The sequence below is a fragment of the Acetobacter fabarum genome, from assembly GCF_040702925.2.
GTDB classification, from domain to species: Bacteria; Pseudomonadota; Alphaproteobacteria; order Acetobacterales; family Acetobacteraceae; genus Acetobacter; species Acetobacter fabarum_B.
The window spans coordinates 24,277-41,545 of record NZ_JBFCXX020000011.1 but is presented as its reverse complement, the minus strand read 5'-3'; the positions used below and the strand labels follow the sequence as shown (position 1 = coordinate 41,545).

Annotated in this window: 17 protein-coding genes; all 17 read right to left on the bottom strand. The window is 59.9% G+C overall.

Going from position 1 to position 17,269, the window contains the following annotated elements:
* The 17 genes from hypE to AB2L51_RS09360 all read right to left on the bottom strand — a co-directional run bounded on the left by hypE (position 1) and on the right by AB2L51_RS09360 (position 17,265).
* Positions 1 to 1,056: a hydrogenase expression/formation protein HypE gene (gene hypE / locus AB2L51_RS09440; protein WP_395582297.1), complete on the bottom strand. Its 1,056-nt coding sequence runs from the start codon at positions 1,054 to 1,056 to the stop codon at positions 1 to 3.
* Positions 1,056 to 2,177 (bottom strand): hydrogenase formation protein HypD, encoded by a 1,122-nt coding sequence (gene hypD, locus AB2L51_RS09435; RefSeq protein ID WP_395582296.1) that lies wholly within the window; start codon positions 2,175 to 2,177, stop codon positions 1,056 to 1,058. The genes hypE and hypD overlap by 1 nt, the downstream gene beginning before the upstream one ends.
* Before the next feature lie 3 nt (positions 2,178 to 2,180).
* Positions 2,181 to 2,462 (bottom strand): HypC/HybG/HupF family hydrogenase formation chaperone, encoded by a 282-nt coding sequence (locus AB2L51_RS09430; RefSeq protein ID WP_395582295.1) that lies wholly within the window; start codon positions 2,460 to 2,462, stop codon positions 2,181 to 2,183.
* Between the two features lies 1 nt (position 2,463).
* Complete coding sequence (locus AB2L51_RS09425) at positions 2,464 to 3,951, bottom strand: sigma-54-dependent transcriptional regulator (protein WP_395582294.1); 1,488 nt, start codon at positions 3,949 to 3,951, stop codon at positions 2,464 to 2,466.
* Between the two features lie 7 nt (positions 3,952 to 3,958).
* Positions 3,959 to 4,897, bottom strand: a complete 939-nt coding sequence (gene hypB / locus AB2L51_RS09420; RefSeq protein WP_395582293.1) for a hydrogenase nickel incorporation protein HypB — start codon at positions 4,895 to 4,897, stop codon at positions 3,959 to 3,961.
* Positions 4,897 to 5,238, bottom strand: coding sequence for a hydrogenase maturation nickel metallochaperone HypA (gene hypA, locus AB2L51_RS09415; protein ID WP_395582292.1), 342 nt, complete (start codon positions 5,236 to 5,238; stop codon positions 4,897 to 4,899). Before hypA ends, hypB begins: the two co-directional genes overlap by 1 nt.
* Positions 5,231 to 6,235 (bottom strand): nickel-dependent hydrogenase large subunit, encoded by a 1,005-nt coding sequence (locus AB2L51_RS09410; protein ID WP_395582291.1) that lies wholly within the window; start codon positions 6,233 to 6,235, stop codon positions 5,231 to 5,233. The genes hypA and AB2L51_RS09410 overlap by 8 nt, the downstream gene beginning before the upstream one ends.
* Positions 6,232 to 7,083 (bottom strand): [NiFe]-hydrogenase assembly chaperone HybE, encoded by an 852-nt coding sequence (hybE, locus tag AB2L51_RS09405; RefSeq protein ID WP_395582290.1) that lies wholly within the window; start codon positions 7,081 to 7,083, stop codon positions 6,232 to 6,234. Before hybE ends, AB2L51_RS09410 begins: the two co-directional genes overlap by 4 nt.
* Complete coding sequence (locus AB2L51_RS09400; protein WP_395582289.1) at positions 7,080 to 7,970, bottom strand: hydrogenase expression/formation protein; 891 nt, start codon at positions 7,968 to 7,970, stop codon at positions 7,080 to 7,082. Before AB2L51_RS09400 ends, hybE begins: the two co-directional genes overlap by 4 nt.
* On the bottom strand, positions 7,967 to 8,377 hold the full coding sequence (locus AB2L51_RS09395; protein ID WP_395582288.1) for a thioredoxin domain-containing protein: 411 nt from the start codon (positions 8,375 to 8,377) through the stop codon (positions 7,967 to 7,969). The genes AB2L51_RS09400 and AB2L51_RS09395 overlap by 4 nt, the downstream gene beginning before the upstream one ends.
* A 6-nt stretch (positions 8,378 to 8,383) precedes the next feature.
* Complete coding sequence (locus AB2L51_RS09390; protein ID WP_395582287.1) at positions 8,384 to 8,752, bottom strand: HypC/HybG/HupF family hydrogenase formation chaperone; 369 nt, start codon at positions 8,750 to 8,752, stop codon at positions 8,384 to 8,386.
* A gap of 3 nt (positions 8,753 to 8,755) precedes the next feature.
* Positions 8,756 to 9,406: a HyaD/HybD family hydrogenase maturation endopeptidase gene (locus AB2L51_RS09385; protein ID WP_395582286.1), complete on the bottom strand. Its 651-nt coding sequence runs from the start codon at positions 9,404 to 9,406 to the stop codon at positions 8,756 to 8,758.
* Between the two features lie 217 nt (positions 9,407 to 9,623).
* Positions 9,624 to 10,385 carry a Ni/Fe-hydrogenase, b-type cytochrome subunit gene (gene cybH / locus AB2L51_RS09380; protein WP_395582285.1) on the bottom strand — a complete coding sequence of 254 codons (762 nt, stop codon included), beginning with the start codon at positions 10,383 to 10,385 and terminating at the stop codon, positions 9,624 to 9,626.
* 13 nt (positions 10,386 to 10,398) lie between these two features.
* Positions 10,399 to 12,219 (bottom strand): nickel-dependent hydrogenase large subunit, encoded by a 1,821-nt coding sequence (locus AB2L51_RS09375; RefSeq protein ID WP_395582284.1) that lies wholly within the window; start codon positions 12,217 to 12,219, stop codon positions 10,399 to 10,401.
* Positions 12,216 to 13,295: a hydrogenase small subunit gene (locus tag AB2L51_RS09370; protein ID WP_166116315.1), complete on the bottom strand. Its 1,080-nt coding sequence runs from the start codon at positions 13,293 to 13,295 to the stop codon at positions 12,216 to 12,218. The genes AB2L51_RS09375 and AB2L51_RS09370 overlap by 4 nt, the downstream gene beginning before the upstream one ends.
* A 185-nt stretch (positions 13,296 to 13,480) precedes the next feature.
* Entirely contained in the window at positions 13,481 to 15,790 is a 2,310-nt protein-coding gene (hypF, locus tag AB2L51_RS09365) for a carbamoyltransferase HypF (protein ID WP_395582283.1), read from the bottom strand.
* A complete protein-coding gene (locus tag AB2L51_RS09360; RefSeq protein WP_395582282.1) occupies positions 15,790 to 17,265 on the bottom strand; it encodes a nickel-dependent hydrogenase large subunit in 1,476 nt (491 codons plus the stop codon). Before AB2L51_RS09360 ends, hypF begins: the two co-directional genes overlap by 1 nt.
* Between the last annotated feature and the right edge of the window lie 4 nt (positions 17,266 to 17,269).

Here is a 17,269-nt window from a genome sequence, read left to right as displayed (position 1 = left end):
TTAGCAAATCCTTGGCAGTTGTTCGCCTGATGGCATGGTCAAAACCCGCGCGCCACCAAACTCATTAACAATATGAACAGCTCCCTGCCCGCTGGGACTGGCCTGTAACGTGCCTATAATGGCAGCATTGCGCCCTAGCGGGTGGCTTTGCATGGTGGCCAGTGCGTGCTCTGCACGGCATGCGGGAACAACCGCCACCAGCTTGCCTTCGTTGGCCAGAAACAGCGGGTCCAGCCCCAGAATTTCACACACACCTTCCACCTCGGGGTGCACTGGCAAGGCGGCCTCGTTAACCGTAACCAGCACGTTACTCGCCTCTGCCAGTTCGCTCAGCACCCCTGCAACGCCACCGCGCGTGGCATCGCGCATGCAATGCACATCGGGAACAGCGCGCAAAAGCGTATCCACCAGAGTGTTCAGGGGAGCGCAATCACTTTGCAGGTGCGTCTGAAGGGCCAGATCACCACGTGCGCACAATATGGCGGCCCCATGGTCCCCCAATGTGCCATTGACCAGCACCACATCCCCAGGTTGCCCGGCGGCTATGCTTATGGTGTGTTCGGGCCGAATAACCCCGACCCCGCTTGTGGTTACAAACAGTCCGTCACAGGCATGGCGGGGCACAACCTTGGTATCCCCTGTAACAATACGCACACCAGCCAGAGCCGCACTCCGGGCCATGGCCTCCACCACCCTGCGGAGCACGGCAAGCTCCAGCCCCTCTGCCAGTACGAATGCAGCCGACAGGGCTACAGGGGTAGCACCACCCACCGCCAGATCATTAACCGTGCCACACACGGCCAGTGTTCCAATATTCCCGCCGGGAAATTCCAGTGGTTCCACCACAAACGCATCTGTTGTAAATGCCAGCCTGTCCCCCGCCTGCGCCAGTGTGGTCAGGTCCAGCCGGGCCTGATCTTCCTGCACGGTGAGCGGACCTGATGTGAAGGCGGACAGAAAGACCTCATCAATCAGGGAGCGCATGGCGCTGCCGCCACCACCATGTGCAAGCGTAATACGACCCTCTGCACCAACCCCAGTTAAAGTGCCGGGCATTATGCGGCCTCCCCTACGCCATGATATTCGTAATACGCCGCGCAAGCCCCTTCGGAGGAAACCATCAGTGCGCCGGATGGATGATCGGGTGAACAGGTCCGCCCGAATGCCTGACATTGCGGGGGTTTGATCCGCCCTGTCAGCACATCCCCGCAACGGCACTGTTCCTGATCCGCCAGATGGTGGGGAAGCACGGCAAAGCGTTTCTCCGCATCAAAGCGGCTCCACTCAGCCCGCAATTGCAGACCGGACCCAGCAATCTGGCCAAGGCCGCGCCATTCGCATGCTTCCCGGACTTCATAAACCCGCGCGATGGCGGCCATGGCAGCCGGGTTGCCCTGTGGTGCCACCACGCGCGCGTACTGGTTTTCCACCCTTGCGTCCCCTGCTTCGATCTGGAGCAGCACCATCAGGAGGGATTGCAGGATATCCAGCGGCTCAAAACCTGCCACAACCAGCGGGCGTTTGAAGTCCTGAGCAATAAAAGCATAAGGCTCTGTGCCGATCACCATGGAAACATGACCCGGCCCAATAAACCCATCCACAGTAAAGTCGGGTTGTTCCAGCAGCGCGCGCAGGGTGGGAATAATGGTGATATGCTGGCACAGAATGGAAAAATTGCTGATATTTTCGGCATTGGCGCGCAAAACGGTCAGGGCGGTGGAAGGCGCCGTTGTTTCAAACCCCAAAGCAAAAAACACAATCTGCCGCTCCGGGTTGGCCCGTGCGAGGGCCAACGCATCCAGCGGGGAATACACCATACGCACATCGGCCCCCGCAGCGCGGGCCTGTAAAAGGCTGCCACTGCCGCCGGGCACACGCATGGCATCGCCAAATGTGGTCAGGATCACGCCGGGCCTGTGTGCTATGGCTATGGCATCTTCAATGCGCCCTTTGGGCAGAACACAGACCGGGCAGCCCGGACCATGGGCAAACTCGATATTGGCGGGCAGCCGCCGGTCCAGCCCGTACCGGAAAATCGTATGCGTGTGTCCGCCGCACACCTCCATAACCGTAACAGGGTTCTTGCGGGTACGACCAATACGCTCGGCCACAAGACTGATCTGCGCCAGAAGTGCTTCTGCCAGATGCGGGTTGCGGAACTCCTTTACAAACTGCATGGCTCAGGCTCGCGCACTGTTACGCATGGCGTCCAGTTCCCCTGCCAGTTCGTCCATGCTGGCAAGCAGCCTCAGAGTTTCCCGCGCTTCCGCCTCATCTATCCGGCTCATGGCAAAACCCACATGCACAAGCACCCATGCCCCCACAAGTTCTGCCAGCGGTTTGCCCGGCTCCGCAACACACAGCACATCCACCTGCCTGCGTACGCCAGATACATCCACCTCGGCCAGCATGGCCTGCTCATCCACAATTGCCGTTATCCGGCCGGGAATACCAAGACACATTTCAGGAATTTCCCTTCTGTAAACTCTGTTTCCCCGCATCGGGAACAATGCCGTAACGCTCAAGCTTGGCCCGCAGCCCTACGCGGGAGAGACCAAGCTCCCGCGCGGTGAGGCTTTTGTTCCACCCGCACCGGGCGATGGTTTCCATCAGCACATCGGCTTCCAGCGCGTCCATGCGCTCCTGCAGGGTGCCACTCTCATGCGCGGCAGGTTCGACCCCAGACAGTATCTGCGGTGTTGCAGAAGCAGGCTCCACTCCCATGAGCATGGGAGACAGGAGGTCCAACCCCAGACTATCACTTTCCGCCAGCACCAGCATGCGCAAAATTTCATTCTGCAATTCACGCACGTTGCCGGGCCATGCGTAGCGCACCAGCACGTCCATAACGCCGGGCGCAAAACCGCGCACATGCCGTCCATGCCGGGCGCAGGCGGCATCCAGCAGATGTTGTGCCAGAACATGAATATCCGCAGGTCTGCTCCGCAACGGGGGGATGCTCAGCACCATGCCCGTGAGGCGGAAATACAGATCTTCCCGGAACCGTCCTGCACGGACCTCCGCCCGCAGGTCCCTGTGCGTTGCGGCCAGTACACGCACATCCACGCGCGTGGTCTCGTTAGTACCGAGGGGACGAAACTCGCCTTCTTGCAGAAAGCGAAGGATCTTGACCTGAAAAGCGGGGGAAATATCGCCGATCTCATCCAGAAAAAGTGTGCCCCCATCAGCCTCTTCCACAAGGCCACGACGGTTCGCATGCGCGCCGGTAAAAGCGCCTTTACGATGACCAAACAATTCTGATTCCAGCAGGTCATCCGGTATGGCGCCACAATTGACGGCAACAAACGCTCCGGCACCACGCTGGCTGGCGTAATGCACCGCACGGGCGAGCAGTTCCTTGCCTGTTCCGGTCTCGCCTTCAATCAGCACCGGAATGTCAAATACCGCTGTTTTGGCGGCCTGTCGGCAGACATCACCCATCGGGCTCGCAGGGGCGCGGATAATAGAGTCAAAATGGTAGCTGCCCGCCACACGCTCCCGCTGCTGGCGCAAACGCCCCTCCACCACGGGAGGAGCCAGCCTGAGTTCGAGCGAAAGACGCTCGTAATCCCGCTGCATGGCAAAAAGCTGCGTAGCATTCCGTGCTGCCAGCAAAAGCTGGTCCGGGTGCCACGGCTTGGTGATATACTGGTAGATACCGGCCTGATTAATGGCGTCTATCATATCATCCGGTTCGGTATAACCGGTTACGATCATCCGCACGATATCGGGCCAGCGGGCACGCACTTCTGCCAGAAACTCCACACCACTCATGCCCGGCATACGCTGGTCGCAAAAAATGGCGTGAACCCAGTTGTTCTCCAGCAATGCGCGGGCCTGCTCCACACTGGTTGCGCTCAGAACCTCAAATTCCTCACGCAGAATACGGGCAATAACCTCCACGGAGCGCGGTTCATCATCAACAACCAGAATGCAGGCAGGTGCTACCACTTTTTGCTTACTCCGCTGCGCGCAGCATGTCCGCACGGGCCTGCGCCTGCGCCGCCAGAGCGTCCAGCAAAGCGCGACGCTCGTCTTTCAGCCAGTCCAGCCATTGGGGCATGCCCTGCCCGTTGCGGGTGGAAACATGCAGGATACGCGCAGCAGGCGCTACGCGCTTTACGTTATTTTCCAGCGCTGCAACATCCACATCCAGATAAGGCAGAAGGTCGATCTTGGTCAGCAGGACTATATCTGCTTTTTCAAAAATATCCGGGTATTTAAGGGGTTTGTCCTCCCCCTCCGTTACGGACAGCAGCGTGATCCGCCGTTTTTCCCCAAGGTCAAACGCCGCCGGGCAGACCAGATTGCCAACATTTTCGATAAACAGTATACCGCCCATGCTCACCCCAAGGTGTTCGGCGGCATGGCCAACCATATGGGCATCCAGATGGCAGCCCTTGCCGGTATTGACCTGAATGGCTGGTGTGCCGGTCGCCCGGATACGCTCTGCATCATTGCTGGTCTGCTGGTCGCCTTCGATCACGGAGCACGCAATGGTGCCTGCAAGTGTTTTAAGCGTTTCAACCAGCAACGTGGTTTTGCCAGCCCCCGGACCTGCCAGCAGGTTGAGCGCGAGATTACCGTTCTGTGCAAAACGGGCACGGTTGGCGGCGGCATAGGTATCGTTTTTGGAAAGGATATTCCGCTCGATTTCCACCATCCGTGCCTGAGACAGCCCCGGCGCATGCGAGCGGGCGGGACCGCTGCCATAGTCCAGACTGCCCTTGTCATGGTCATGTGCGCCGTCATGCGGGTGCGGGTGATCGTGAGCGTGTTCATGCTCATGTTCATGCGGGTGGGCATGGTCATGGTGGGAGTGCGCACCATGGGGGTGAGCGTGGTTCTCCCCTTCAAACGTTGCGCCATCGCCGCTACAGCCACATGTTGTACACATCAGATTACCTCCATGTCTTTCAGCCTTATTTCCGTCCCGCCCGAAGGTTGCAGACGTACTCCCCCACATAGGGGGCATGGGTCCAGACGGTTTTCGAGCACCACGGTCTGTCCGCAGTCAAAGCACCATGCGCTACCGGGCACATCAACAAAGTCCAGCCTTGCGCCTTCGGCCACTGTGCCGCGCGCCACAACCTCAAAGCCAAAGCGCATGGCGGGCAGTTCCACCCCCGCAAAACGCCCCACTTCCACCCTGACGCACGTGACCCTTGTAAAGCCCTCCTGCCGAGCGCTCTCTTCGATTACGCCCAGCAGGCTTTCGCATAAGGACATTTCATGCATGTTGCGCTGCCTCCAGCGTAACAGGCACACAAGGGTTAAGTGCGGCCAGAACACATTCGACCGACACCTTGGTGCAGACCGGATTCAGCCCGGAGATAGCTTGCCGGAAAAGCCCGCCTTCCGCCATATGCCAGAACGTGGGCGAAAGGATCTGATACTCTGCCACCAACCCGTTACGCACCTGCACAGCATGGACCAGCATGCCACGCGCGGCCCGCGCCACCCCGACCCCAGCCCCCATACCAGCCATAAAAGGGGCAACACGGGCGAACATGGTATCCACCCGGCCTTCCAGACAGGCCAGAAACTCCAGCAACCGCGCAACCAGCCGCGCAAAGGGCGTTACCCCTCCCGCTCCAACCAGAGCCTGCATAACGGGGTAATGCGCATAATCCGGCCAGATACTGGCATCATACGCCATGGTGGGAACAGGTTGCACGCCCTCATGCGCAAGCCGTGCCTGTACGGCCTGCGGGGTTAGCCCCGCCATGTCCACCGCAGCCCCCACACCGTCCAGCGCGCTTTGGCAGCGCCTGAACAGCCTTGGCAGAAACGCGCCTGTTTCCGTCTGCCCGGTTGCAAGCCATGCTTCAAACGCCTGAGCGTTCATTTGTGCCAGACTTGCGTTTGTACCGATCAGTTCCCTTGCCATAGCGGGCCCTGCCGACCTGTCCTGCAGGACCCTGCACAGGCTCCCGCGCTGCGGGGGCAGATTCAGGTGCGCGGGAAGCGTTACCAGCAGCGCCAGTGCGTGATCCTGCAAAATTTCATCCTGCATGCGGACAGGGTCAGGGCCCGCGTCTCCGGCCAGACCCATGGCCCGTATACTGGCCGCCATATGAGCCACCCGGCACAGACCAAAAACCCGCCCGACTAACGCCAGAGCCTGTTCCGGCTGCAAACCAGCACATAAGAGCCCGGCATCGACCACATTATGTGTCTGCACCTGCCAGGGCTGCCCGGCCTGCCCCTCACGCAGGAGAAGTGTGCCAATCATGCCTGCGCCGCTGTCTTTCTGGCTGACTGGCCGACCAGAAGGTTCCTGCGCCCCATATCCGGTTTTTCTGCCGGTGGTTGCCCGGCCTGCGGGGTGGGCGCGCTGGCATGCGCCACACTGGCCTGCGGGTTGAGTGCAGGGTCCAGCAAGCCGCGCACGGCAGCCTGCGCCGTATCAACCGCTTGCAACATGGTGGTAAAGTTAAACATGGGCGAAAACAGCGAGCAGGCCCAGTAACCCGGCAGCGCTTCTACTCCTCCATCACGCAGGGCCGCAGTAAATTCGTAAGACCCGGAGGGGAAATCCAGCAGTTTTTTGCTACCCGATACCACACCCGACCAGTCTGCACCCGCAGCGGGGAGCACAATCAGGTTCATGAACCACGGCGTCACCAGCACCCCGACCACCTGCCCCTCAAACGAACAGAACCCTACGGCCTTAACGTTCAGCGCTTCGTTTACAAACGGCAGGCCACGCATCTTGCTGGCATAAATATCCGCAAATACATCTTCCAGCGCACGGGCAAAGCCGCTGGCGGGGTCTGGCGTGTGTCTGGGCGGCTCCTGCGTAAGAGCAGTGGTGCTGACTGGCGCTCCACTCGCGGGCATGGACGACACGGGGGAGGCCGACACCACCATAAACTGCTCTTTTGCGCCATCGCATGTAGGGCAGCGCCAGTAATCCGGCAGGCTGGAAAAGGGTGTATGCGGGGGCACCTGCCATACCTCGCACCCTTCTGCGGGATCATACACACTCCAGCAGATCTTGCATTCCATAACCGCATCATCCGCCAGACGTGTAGCGTCCCCCAGATAGGACCCCTCAAACCGCGGGGTGGGGCCGCTCATGCCTGCCCCCCCTGCGGGCTTGCGCCTTCTTCACGCAGCACGACACATATTTCACGCAGGCGGGTGGCGGAATCCGCGATATCTTCCACCGCAGCACAGGCCACTTCGGGTACGGCGGAAACCTCTATCGTGTCCAGAATAAGCGTATCCATGGAGTTGAAATAGCGCACCCGCCAGACATGTGGCGTTGCTGTTGCCTCTATCCGGCAATTACCATACCCGCGCGAGAGAATGGTCAGCCGCCCCTGACCCAGACTGGTTTCCAGCAGAGCCATATCCTCCGGTGTGTGAGGCAGCAGGCTCAGGTTGACAACATGGGGGCTGTTCTGGGGCTTCCAGTTTTCGCTCCGGTCAAACAGTTCGGTCAGGATGGCGGGAGCATTCACAACCCCGTCCGCCACACCCGCCGTCATATCGGGGCGGGCCCGTCTGGGCGGAAACGCACGGGCCAGAAGCACTTTGGGAAAAGCCGAGACCTCCACCTGTTCACGCACATCCTGCCCTTGCGGGCCGCCATAGGCGCGCAGGGCCCAAATGCCCGCAAAAACCGTTTCCTGCACCTCTACAAGCCCTGCGGCATCTTCCAGTCTGGCGGAGACTTCCCCCTCCCCCAGAGCATCATGCACCGCTGCACCAGCTGCCGGGCTCAGGTTGTGCCGGGGCAGCATGCGGGCATCTCCCGCCCGCCATGCCTGTGCCTGTTTTTGCAGGTCGTCCAGAAACGCAAGCGTTGCCGCCATGGTAGCCGGGTCATCAATCTCTGGCACATGGGGTTCGTACACATGAACGCCCGATGGCATGGCCAGATAGTTCAGTTCCTCATCCTCCTGCCCGATCTGCGAGCCCGGACCAAACCCGGCGGGTGGAAACATAAAAGATGCGCTCATGCCACCGGCTCCCCGCCTGCTGTTGTGGAGGGTGCAAAAAGTGCCCCAAACCTGCTGACATAGGTCTCCCAGTCGCGCATGCGCGCAATACTGGCCTTGACCTGCCTGTTCTCAAGCACCACCAGTGCGGGGAGGGAAAGATCGCTCTCACTCCGCACCAGTTCGGCCTCCAGCGCGGCATCGGCCACAGCGCCACCGAGCGGTTGCGCGCCCCGCAAATGGGCTACCCCCAACTGCAACAGGTCCGGCAGAATGGCCGCAAGATCTGGCGTTTCCAGATGTATTCTGGCGTGGCTGGGCAGCAGCAGCAGCACATACCCTGCCTGCGCCTGCTCCAGCGTATGCAGGACAGGCATACCGTGCCGGGTTGTCAGCCCCTGCACCAGTGGAAGTTCTAGAACGGACATCTTTACTCAGGCCTCCGTAAGCCCTGCATCGAATGCAGCCTGAAGGTGGGGGGGAAGACGCGGTGGCGCGTCACACAGGTCTGCAAACCCGTGGGTTACAATTTGCTGGGCGGCACCTGCATCCACTGGCGTTGCGGCCAGTGTGGCAAGGGCCTGAAGGGCTTCCTGCAGTTTACGGGCTTCCTCCGGTTCCATACGCGCACGCGCCATGCCCATAAAAACCAGCAGGTAATCTCCTTCCTGCACATCGGGCACCAGCATGGTATCGACCTGCTCCTGCCGGGTGGAGTGCTGCTGGCCAGGTGGCGGTTCCACCATGCAGAGCGCCATGCTCCCTTCGCAACGCAGCACTTTCATGGGTATGCCAAGGCACATGATTTATACCCCGCTCCGCGCAAGCACGCGCTCATCACCATAACGGCAGGCCAGTTCCTCAGACGGGCGACCCTGCTCATAAGCCGTGCGGGCTACGGCCTGTGTCATCACCCCGGCCCCCGGTTCTGGTGCCTGTTGCAAGGGAATGGGACTGACACCGTAACGCTGCGTCAGAAGGTCCAGCACCATCTGCACTGCGGGGGGCACCTGCCGGGCGACTGCCTCGGTCAACCCGCCGCCATAATCCTGCATGGTCACGGGCTGTACGCCTACCAGATGAATAGCGCGTGGCGCATGACCACGCAGGTCCAGCAAGGCCAGCACTTCCTGAAAACCGGTCTGGTGGAGGCTCATCTTCCGCGCGCCAATTGTGGCGGGCACGGCAGAGCCTTCCACATGGTGCAAGGTGGCCGGGGGGAGGCCAAAATCTATGGCGTCCACTATAATCAGGGTTTCCAGGTCTTCCAGCACGGGCAGCAGGTATAGCCCCTGCGTACCGCCATCCATGATCTGTACTTCCGGGCCAAAACTGTAATGCGCGGCAAGATGCTCGACAGCCCGAACACCAAACCCCTCATCTGCCCACAGGATATTCCCGATGCCCAGCACCAGAATTTTCCGCTCATCGCCATATAGAACCGCGTCTGCCGCCACGTCTACCGCCTCCTGCTACCCTGCATGAAAAACAGCGAACCAGCCTGAAAAGCTCGCTTTCCTCCCACTTTCCAGAAAAAGCAAGAAACATGCCAACTTCCAGAATGGCAGATACGCGACCGGGCGGATACAAGAATCCCACCAACACGCGAATGTGATGGTGGGATTTTGTGGACTCTAACTTTCCAGAATGACTGATTGTGTGGTCAGGGCCCTCTCATTCAGGGCGGTCATCCTTGTAAGAACGGTAGCCATTGGTCATGGCGGAGAGCAGCGTCTGACGGGACGTAATATCCTCCCGCGTGACGGTGTAGACATGGATCATGACGAACAGAATAATAATCCACATGCCCCAGTGATGCAGGAAATGCGTGCCAAGGCTCCCTCCTAGCCAGGGCATGACCCAGCCAAAAACCTTCCCTTCCCAGCTATCAATGCCGGTTCCATCAGAATACAGCGCAAACCCGCTGACGATCATGAACAGGCCGGTCAGGGTAAAGCAGAAAAACAGGGCCGTGCGGGCAAGTGGATTATGCCCGATTGTTTTTTCACCCTGTTTTTTAATAAAGGCATAGACCAGTAGTTCGTCCAGCAGGCCTTTCCAGTAATCCCTGCGCCAGACGGGGAGATAAAAAAGCTCCCGCGTGTAAATATTACCCATAAAGGTCCATACGATACGCCCGGCAAATCCTACGGCAAAAATCCATGCCGCAGAAAAATGCAGGTAACGGATCCAGCCCATAAGAAAGTGGTTACTGGCCTCCCCCGACAGCGAGGGAGGGGGTGAGCCAATAAAATACCCGGTAATAACCAGCACAACGATGGACGCCACAGTCACCCAGTGCCAGAGCCGTACAGGGGCTTCATACACATAAATCGTGGTGAGCTTGCGCGCACGCAATGCGCGCGCGTTTTGCCCTTGCAGGTTTGTGCCCTGCAAATCCTCGTCGGTCAGGATGTTTGATTTGGATGGAACCATCGGGCTATCCCCCTTAGCGCACGGTTACGCGGGCAAGTTCATCCCCATCAGGCGCCATGACATGCGTGGCGCAGGCCATGCAGGGGTCAAACGAGTGGAGGGTACGCAGGATTTCCACCGGCTGTTCGGGGTTGGCCATGGGCGTGCCCAGAAGCGAGGCTTCAAAGGCACCAATATTGCCCTTGGCATCACGCGGGCCTGCGTTCCATGTGCTGGGCACCACGCACTGGTAGTTTTCGATGCGGCCATCCTTGATTTTGATCCAGTGGCCAAGACCTCCGCGCGGAGCAGCCACAAGGCCAACGCCCTTTGCTTCCTTGGGCCATGTGGCAGGGTCCCAGCGCGACATGTTGGCCGTTGCCAGATCACCATTGCGGATGTTCGTGATCAGGGCATCGTAATCATCCAGCAACTGCTGGGCACAGTAATGCCCTTCCAGCGCGCGGGTTAACGTACGCCCGATCGTGGTTGGCAGAGCCTGCTGCGGTGTAAAGCTGGTGCCCGCCATGGCGTTGAAGCGCCCCAAAGCATCATCAACCTGCGCCTTGACGTAAGGCACGCCTTTTGCATACGCCAGAATATAGCGCGCCAGAGGCCCGACCTCGCACGCATTGCCACGCCAGCGCGGGGCCTTGACCCACGAATATTTGGCGTTTTCATCCACGGCCTCAATATTGGTGCGCGTCCCTTTGGCGCCGCTCCCCAAAACGTAGTGGGGGTCGGTTACCCCATCCCACGGGTGCAGACCAATATCTTCGCGGCCCTGCCCGTAGCTGTACCAGCTATGGGTTACAAATTCCTGCACCTGCTGCGGGTCACGGGCATCAATCGGGTGGATTTCGTTCCAGTTACCGTTCAGGATCACACCACCGGGCAGACGGTCAGTGGATTTATCCCCCTGCACGGTTGGGTAATCGCCGTAATCCATGAGGTTATGGTTTGCCAGACCACCACCGTAGAGCCAGTTCTTGTAATAGCTGGCAATCGCGATAACATCCGGCACATAAACATTCTGCGAAAACTCGTAAGCCTCATCCAGCTTTTGCTTGATGAAGTTCAGGCGCTCCATGTTGAGCGGAGCCCCCGCCGCCATATCCCCGTCAATATTGATCGCGCAGGGAACGCCGCCAACCATGTAATTGGGGTGCGGGTTCTTACCCCCCAGAATGGTATGGATTTTTACGATTTCTTTTTGAAAATCGAGTGCTTCAAGGTAGTGCGTTACGGCCATAAGGTCGGCTTCGGGCGGGAGCAGATAGGCTTTGCTGTCCCAGTACCCGTTTTTGAAAATGCCGAGTTGCCCGCTCTCCACAAACTTTTTCAGCCTGTTCTGCACATCGCGGAAATAACCGGGAGAAGATTTGGCATGGTTGGGAGAAACCGATTGCTGCAGCATGGATGTTGCACGCGGGTCCGCGCGCAGAGCATTGACCGGGTTAATCCAGTCCAACGCATGCAGGTGGTAAAAATGCACCACATGGTCATGCCATGCCAGAACCTTGGCCATGATCTGGCGGATAAGGAAGGCGTTGGTGGGAATGCTAATATCCAGCGCATCTTCGACCGCCCGCACGGAGGCCAGAGCATGGCAGCCGGTGCACACGCCGCAGATCCGCTCCACAAAAGCCCATGCGTCACGCGGGTCGCGCCCACGCAGAATAACCTCCAGCCCGCGCCACATTGTGCCGGTGGAAACCGCATTGCGGATGATATTCTGCTCATCCACATTAACCTCAACGCGCATATGCCCTTCGATGCGGGTCAGCGGGTCCACCACAATACGCTTGCCACCGTTATCAAGCGCAAAACCGTTTGGTGTCTGAAGCGTGGTCATTGGGCGTCATCCCCTTTGTAACGTGCGCGGCTGAGCGCGGTTATGGCGGCATGGGCGGCAAGGCCCGCACCTACGGCTCCGGCGGCAACCATGCCCACCTTGTCCGCGCTGGCTTCTATGCCAAAGCCCCCGACATTCTGAAGCCTTGCGTACCATGACCCCTTGTCCCAGAACCCATCTTCGGAACAGCCAATGCAGCCATGACCGGACTGGATGGGAAAGGACACGCCATCATTCCACCGCACGGTAGAACAGGCGTTATAGGTGGTTGGGCCTTTGCAGCCGACCTTGTACAGGCAGTACCCCTTACGGGCCCCTTCATCATCAAAGCTTTCCACATACTGGCCTGCATCGAAATGAGGGCGGCGGTAGCATTTGTCGTGGATGCGCTGGGAGTAGAACATTTTGGGCCGCCCCTGCCGGTCAAGTTCGGGCAGGCGGTCAAATGTGAGCATGTAGGTAATAACGCCGGTCATGACCTCGGCAATGGGCGGGCAACCGGGCACCTTGATAATGGGCTTGTCCAGAATGACCTTATGGACGGGGGTTGCCTGTGTGGGGTTGGGCCGGGCCGCCTGCACGCAGCCATACGAGGCGCATGACCCCCACGAGATAATGGCCTTGGCCCCGCTGGCCACTTTTTTAAGCTGTTCCACAAATGGCTTGCCGCCAATAATGCAGTACATGCCATCTTCGTTAAGGGGCGGGTTCCCTTCCACGGCCAGAATGTAGTTGCCATGGTATTTCTCCATGACCTCGTCCAGAATGGCTTCGGCCTGATGCCCGGCGGAAGCCATGAGGGTATCATCATAATCCAGCGAGATCATGGACAGGACCACATCCTTGACCAGCGGATGTGCCGAACGAATAAAACTTTCCGAGCAGCAGGTGCATTCCAGCCCATGCAGCCACAATACGGGCAGGCGGGGCTTGGTTTCCATCGCACTGGCAATCTGGGGCACAAACTCTGGTCCCAGACCAAGGGCCGCAGCAGTTAGCGAGCAGTATTTGATAAACGATCGACGGGTAATGCCCTGCCGTCGCATCACGTCATAAAACGTTTCAAGACCAGCCATCAATGAAGACGTCCTCCTCAGGCGGCGAACCAGAACAGGTCCGCGATTACCTACGGGAAGGAAGCAAGAAGTGTACCACATCCAAAAAAAGGCCGGTGGCTCCGGGCCAGACACGCCAATGGACACAGCCCTGCCGACAGAATTGGCAGCCAGCTTTCCACTTTTATCCAGTGTGTTAAAAAATTTCAGGCCTGCCTGCGCCGATACGCCACCACCGCAGCCTGCCCTACAGCCAGCCCCCCATCCCCCGCGGGCACATGCGCAGGCAGGAGCACGCGCAACCCGGCCGCGTGCAAAAGCGGCACCAGCAGGTCCACAAGCACGCCGTTATGCATAACCCCGCCCGCCAGCGCCACCGTGCCCAGCCCCGTACGCCGGGCAAGCCGGCCTGTGGCTTCGGCCAGAACATGGGCCAGCCCGGCATGGAACGCCCAAGCCAGTTCAGGACCAGAAACCCCTTCCGCCAGCCTGTGCAGGGCAGCGCGCCACATGGGAGCGGGGTCTATTTCCAGCAGGTCTCCACACAGGCGCAAACCAAATTCCAGAGGCGCACAGGCCCCTTCCGCCCTTTCGGCCAGAGCCTCCAGTTGCATGGCGGCCTCTCCCTCGTAACTCAGACGGGGTGGCGCGCTATCCACAAAGGCTGCCATGGCATCAAACAGGCGTCCGGCGGAGCTGGTCAGGGGAGCATTGACCCCCGCGCGCACCATGGAGCGCAGGGCATCCACCGGCTTGTCCCTGAACGCGCAGAGTTGTGCCTGCACTTTGCTGCCCCCCTCCGCCCCCAAAGCGTTATCCAGATGTGCCAGAAGCATGCGCCAGGGTTCGCGCGCGGCTTTTTCTCCTCCCGGCATGGGCACCGTGGCCAAACGGCCCAGACGCGTCATATGGGCATAATCACACACCAGCATTTCGCACCCCCATAGGGTGCCATCCGGCCCATAGCCTGTGCCATCAAGCGCCAACCCCAGAACAGGCCCCTGCTCCCACCCATTCTCGGCCATGGTAGCGGCGATATGGGCATGGTGGTGCCAGACTGTTTCAAGCAGCCAGCCGTGATCTTCCGCCAGTTTTTGCCCTACAGCACGGCTGCGGTAACCGGGGTGGGCATCCACTGCCACAATGGCGGGCGTTTGCCCGAACAATGCTCTGTAATCCGCCAGAGCTGCCAGCATGGCCTGCTCCGTAGCCAGTTGCGCCATGTCCCCCAGATGGTGGGACAGCAGAGCCCGCCCGCCCTGCGTCAGACAGAACGCGGCTTTCAAATCTCCCCCCATAGCCAGAACGGGGGGAGATTTTGCCATAAGAGCTGGTAGTGGCAGTGGCTCTGGTGCCAGCCCCCGCCCCCGGCGCAAAACCCGTGCCTGCCCGGCCAGTACGCGCACCACACTGTCGTCCAGCCGTCTGGCAATAGGCCGGTCGTGCATGAGCCATGCATCCGCGATGCCCTGTAAGTTCTCCAGCGCTTCGGCATTATGCACAACCTGCGGTTGCCCCGAACGGTTGGCACTGCTCATGACCAGCGGCTGGCCAATTTTTTGCATGAGCACAACATGCAGCGGTGTATAGGGCAGAAGCAGCCCGACCCGCTCCATACCCGGGGCCACGTTGGGCGCAAAAACCTGCTCCCTGCGCTGGCGGACCAGCACGACGGGAGCCGAGACATCCTCCAGCGCCTGACGCTCCGCAGCACAGAAATGGGCATAAGCCTCCGCCATAGCCATATCCCGCACCATGACTGCAAGCGGACGGGTAGGCCGGTTCTTGCGCTCCCGCAGTGCCGCAATAGCACTTTCCGAACCGGCAAGGCAGGCCAGATGAAAACCCCCGATCCCCTTTATGGCCACCACCTGCCCCGCCAGCAGGCGGCTCACGGCCTGATCAAGCGCCACATCCCCCACAACCGGGCAGCCCCCCTCTGGCCCGGAGACAAACATCAACCGGGGGCCACACACTGGGCAGGCAACGGGCTGGGCATGGAAGCGCCTGTCCTGCGGGTTGGCATATTCGGCCCCACAGGCGGAGCACATGGCAAAGGCCGCCATGGTCGTGCGGGCACGGTCATACGGAATGCCGGTTACAATGGAAAAACGTGGTCCGCAATCTGTGCAGTTTGTAAAAGCGTACTGGTAGCGGCGGTCTTTTTTATCCGCAATTTCCGCAATGCAGGCGGGGCACACTGCCAGATCCGCCACAATACCAGCCTGCACCGTACCGGGCTGGCTGGCCTGTATGGTAAAATCCTGCCAGCCTTCATCCTGCGCCATGCCGCGGCTGATCGCTGCAATGCGGGCACGAGGAGGTGGACTTGCGAGCGCTTCCACCAGTGCCTCCACCCGCTCTGATGGCCCGGCTACGACAATACGCACGCCATCACCCCGGTTGCTCACATACCCCCGCAGCCCCAGCTTTTGCGCAAGACGCCATACAAAAGGCCGAAAACCAACCCCCTGCACCAAGCCAGTTACAAAAATTTCCTCTGCGCACCCGGGCATTAGTGCACGGTGCATGCCATGCACGGGTCAAACGAACGCACAATATGCTGCACGGAAAGCGGGGTCTGCTCCCCTTCTTTTACGGGAGCCCCCCTTAGCGCGTATTCAAGCGGGCCTTCCACCCCGGCCCCGTCTCGTGGTGAAAAGTTCCATGTTGTCGGGGCTATAATCTGATAGCGCGAGATCAGCCCTTTTTCCACGCAGAGCCAGTGACCAAGGGCGCCACGCGCGGCCTCTGTCATGCCTATGGCGCGCCCATCAGGCACGGCGCCGGGCTGGGCGTGGCACCATGGCGCACCCGGACGCAGGGCGCGGACCCACTGCTCCATAAGCGGCACAAGCCGTGCAACTTCCACAAGCCGCGCCACCACGCGGGACAGGACATTCCCGCCATGATCGGCCACAAGTGCACGAACCAGTGGCTGGCCTGCCATAAGCTGGCGGGCCAGAGCGCCTGTCTCACACGGCAGCCCCGCCATGCGGGGGGCCTTGCACCATGTATAGGATACGTCCTCGCGCATATGGGGTTCGGTTGTGCCTTCAAACGGAGGCAAAGGCTGCGTGGCCTGCGCCATATGGCTGAAGGTGTGGTCTTCCCGCACCTCTTGAATAGTCAATGCCCGCACGGCCCCGGATTCAAAAACACCTGAGCGCCAGTGGCGTTGCCGAGGATCAGATTCAAAACCCGGATACGCCCCAAAACTTAAAAACCGATCGTAGCTGCGCCCACTGTGCTGTAAGGCAAGGTCCTGGGCAATTTGCAAAAACAGCCCAAAATCCGATCCATTCCGTTTATCCCTCCAGTGGCGGAGGTCCTGCGGAGCGGACAGGGCGGCAACATCCTCCAGCCTTGTGCCAAACAGACTTTCTTCCAGCGCGGCGCGTACACCCCCCAGAATACCCAGCAGGCGCGTGCATTCCTGCTTTTCCACCCCGCGGGACAAACCACCGGGCTGTATGGCCAGCGTGTGCGGCCAGTGCCCCGCCAGAATACCCATGACATGCAGTGCCAGAGCCCGCGTTTGCAAAATACCACGCACGGCACTCCCGCGTAATGCGGCAAAACGCTCATACGCCCGAGCGTACCAGCGCCGTCCCTCATAATCCGGACGGGCAAAATCGGGCATGAAGAACAGATGAAAATGCGTGAGATGATCTGCCAGATTTTCAGTCGCCAAAATCAGATTGGTCGCAAGCTGGCCGTTATGGGTTGGCACCATGCCCATCACACCCCCCAATGCCAGCGCCGCCGCATGGGACTGGGAGACAGAACATATGCCACAGATGCGCGGCGCAATGACCAGTGCATCCATGGGGGTGCGGCCTTCCAGCACCCGCTCTATACCCCGGAAGAGCGGTGCATTCACCCAAGCCCGCTCCACCTGATGCCCCACCACATCCAGCCGCACTTCCAGATCCCCTTCCACGCGGTTAAAAGGACCTGCCACCAGCCGGGTTTTTGTCTGCTCCACCATGCTT